Genomic DNA, 3,302 nt, shown 5'->3' with positions numbered 1-3,302 from the left:
CTCGACGTCGAGCTTGTCGAGCTTGCGCGATTTCCTGAGCAGCGCTCTTTCCCAATCCGCAAGCTGGCCGGCTGCGTGCTCGGCGAGTGAGGTCGAGCGCAGCCTGATTGCCTCCTTGCTCCGGCTCGTCGACCACGGGCCGCGCTGGATCCAGCCCGAGGTATGTTCGATCAGGCGCCGGTAGCGCGCCGACTGCAGCGCGCGCGTCAGCCGTCGGTGACTTTCGGCGCGCTTCCCGGTCCAGGATTGAAGTTCGGCGATCACCGCGAGCTCGTCGCCGCTGGCGGCGACGATGCGCTCGATCGCGACGTCGAGATCCCTGACCATGCCGAGCTGGCCGTTCAGCCATTTCAGCTCGGCCCAGACCAGTGTCCGCTCGGCGTCGTCGACCATCGGCGAGAAGAAGCGGATCGCGGTGCGCAGATGCGTCAGCGCAATCCGGATTTGGTGCAGGGCGTCCGGATCGCCGGCGCAGGTCGCATCGTGCTGGGCGATGACGGCGTCGAGGTAACGGCGCGCGATGATGCGAAACGCGGTGTCGCAGGCCATGCCGCGGCTCAATCGGGCCGGCGATCCGCGCGACGCGGGCCGCGCCGGGGCAGGCGCCTCCCTTGGTGGGGTGGATTGCGACATTTTCATCCGCGCCAATCAGCCCTCTCCGGCGACCGCCATGCGGCAATTTGCGAGCGTCTGTTCAGGCGTCCCCGCCGCGTCGATCGTGTCCCAGCCGACATCGCCGATATTATAGCCCTCCTGCAGCGCGGCAACCTCGGCCGTTGCGTCGGATGCATCGTTCCGCCTGCGACCGATTCGCGTCTGGCGCGTCGCAAGGTCCGCGACGAGAAAGAGGCCGGTGAGGGGCACGCTGCACCGCTGCGCCAGGGCGGCCATCGCGTTCCGCTCCGCCTCCTGCGCGAAGACAGCATCGATCAGCGCCGAATGTCCTTGTGCGAGCACGCGTCGGGCGCATTCGGCGAGCATCGCGTAGACGCGGTCCGTCACGTCAGGTTGATAGGCCGAGGAGGGTAGCCGCTCGGTGTCGGCAACTCCAAAGAGCCGCTTGCGAAAAATGTCGCTGCGCAGCACCACGGCACCCGGCGCCGGGCCGATGGCGGGCGCCAGCATGCGCGCGAGCAGCGATTTTCCCGTCCCCGACAGGCCGCCGACGGCGATCAGGCGCGGGGCGGGCGGATCGATCAGGGCCTGCGCCAGCGCAAAATAGCTGCGCGCAACGGCGACGATGTGAGCCTTGTCTGCATGCGGTCGCTTCAGCTTGGCCAGCGTGACCTGGGCCCGGATCGCGGCCCGGATCGACAGGAACAGTGGCAGCGCGCTCAATCCGTCGAGATTCTCCGCAGGCGTCGTCGAAAGGTACTGGTTGAATAGAATGCTTGCCGCCTGCTGCTGCCCGTCATGCAGCAGGTCCATCAACGTGAATGCGAGATCGTAGAGCACGTCGGTTGTGGCGATGTCCGGATCGAACTCGATGGCGTCGAACAGCACGGGCCGTTGGTCGATCTCGACGATGTTCCCCAGATGCAGATCGCCGTGGCAGCGTCGTATGAAACCTTGCCGGCCGCGCAACGCCAGCATGGGTCTGATGCGCTCGAATGCGCGATGCGAAGCGCGCGCCAGCGCGTCGATCTCGCTTGCCGCCAGATGCCCGCCGCTGCGCAAGCCCTCGGAATTTCCGTCGATAAGGAACGGGACCCTGGCGACCCATGCCGCCGTCTCCACGCGCGGTGCGACGGCGTGCGAAGCGGCAATCGCGTCGGCGATGTCGGCCGCAAGCTCGTCGGAAAACGGCCCGGCTTTCGCGAGGTGATCCAGCGTCCGGGTCTCGTCGAAGCGGGACATCTCGACGGCATACTCGATCGGCGTGCCGTCTCCGCCGACGTGCAGGGAGCCATCGCGCTCTTCCGTGATCGCAACGACGCGATGGTAGATCTGCGGCGCAAGCGGCCGGTTGATCCTGATCTCCTCCTCGCAGGCGGCTTTGCGCTTGTCGAGTGTCGAATAGTCGAGGAAGGGAAAACGCACCGCGCGCTTGATTTTCAGCGCGCGTTCGCCCTGGAGAAACACCGAGGCGGCATGCGTGTCGATCCGCGTCGTGTCCTTATGTGTGAGGAATGCGAAAACACGCTCCTGGATCGCATCATTCTCTGTGGATGAATCTTGCATGTGAGGGTGCATTCAGGGCTGCAGCACGGCCGCGCCGAGGATATGTCCGCGCTTGAGCCCGGTCAGGACGTCGTTGGCCTCGTGCAGCGGAAAGACGGTGGTTTCGGTGCGCACGCCGGCCTGCGGCGCGATTCCGAGGAAGTCGATGCCGTCCTGCCGCGTCAAATTCGCAACCGAGATCAATTGCCGCTCCTGCCACAGCAGATCGTAAGGGAAGCTCGGAATGTCGCTCATGTGTATGCCGGCGCAGACCACGCGTCCGCCCTTGCGGACCGCGCGCAACGCCGTCGGCACGAGCTCGCCGGCCGGTGCGTAGATGATGGCGGCATCGAGCGGCGTATCCGGCAACTCGCCGGATGCGCCCGCCCAGACCGCCCCTAATCGCCGCGCGAAATCCTGTGCCGCGTCATCGCCGCTGCGGGTGAACGCATAGACGGAACGGCCCTGCCAGACCGCAATCTGCGCGACGATGTGGCCGGCGGCGCCAAAGCCATAGATGCCGAGCCGCTCGGCCTGTCCCGCCAGCACCAGCGAGCGCCAGCCGATCAGGCCCGCGCACAGCAGCGGAGCGATGGACGCATCGTCGCCGGCCTCGCCCAGCGGAAAGGCATAGCGGGCATCCGCGACCGCGTGGGTCGCATAGCCGCCGTCGCGGGTGTAGCCGGTGAACAGCGGCCGGTCGCACAAATTCTCCATCCCGTCCCTGCAGAAGCGGCACGATCCGCAGGTGTAGCCGAGCCAGGGAATGCCGACGCGGTCGCCCGTAACATGGGTCGTGACGCCGTGGCCTATGAGGTCGACCCGGCCGACGATCTCGTGGCCGGGAATGATGGGGTAACGGATGTCGGGCAGCTCGGCGTCGACGACGTGCAGGTCGGTCCGGCAGACCCCGCAGGCGCTGACCTTCACCCGGATTTCGCCTGGGCCGGGCAGCGGGTCCGGCCGCTCCTCCATCCGAAGCGCCGTCCGCGGGGCCGACAACACCATCGCTCGCATCGATCCTCTCCAGCGCTCTCATTTCTAGGATGGAACCGAGGCCAGTCCTTGACGTCAATCAAGACCCGCCGTCGGCTTGGGTTCCGGGACAGGCAAACGCTGCCAGTGCCACAAGCCCGGCCATG

Annotated in this window: 3 protein-coding genes; all 3 read right to left on the bottom strand. The window is 66.7% G+C overall.

Annotated elements, in window-relative coordinates; all coding sequences use genetic code 11:
• Positions 1-633: CHAD domain-containing protein (locus C2U70_RS31620; RefSeq protein ID WP_140982548.1), on the bottom strand; the 633-nt coding region annotated here is incomplete at its 3' end.
• A gap of 15 nt (positions 634-648) precedes the next feature.
• A complete protein-coding gene (locus C2U70_RS31615; RefSeq protein ID WP_140982547.1) occupies positions 649-2,181 on the bottom strand; it encodes an AAA family ATPase in 1,533 nt (510 codons plus the stop codon).
• Between the two features lie 12 nt (positions 2,182-2,193).
• Complete coding sequence (locus tag C2U70_RS31610) at positions 2,194-3,177, bottom strand: zinc-dependent alcohol dehydrogenase family protein (RefSeq protein WP_140982546.1); 984 nt, start codon at positions 3,175-3,177, stop codon at positions 2,194-2,196.
• Positions 3,178-3,302: the final 125 nt, after the last annotated feature.

The organism is Bradyrhizobium guangdongense, from assembly GCF_006483445.1.
Lineage (GTDB): Bacteria > Pseudomonadota > Alphaproteobacteria > Rhizobiales > Xanthobacteraceae > Bradyrhizobium > Bradyrhizobium guangdongense_A.
The sequence above is the reverse complement of the archived record's forward strand: the minus strand, read 5'-3'. Positions and strand labels throughout refer to the sequence as shown.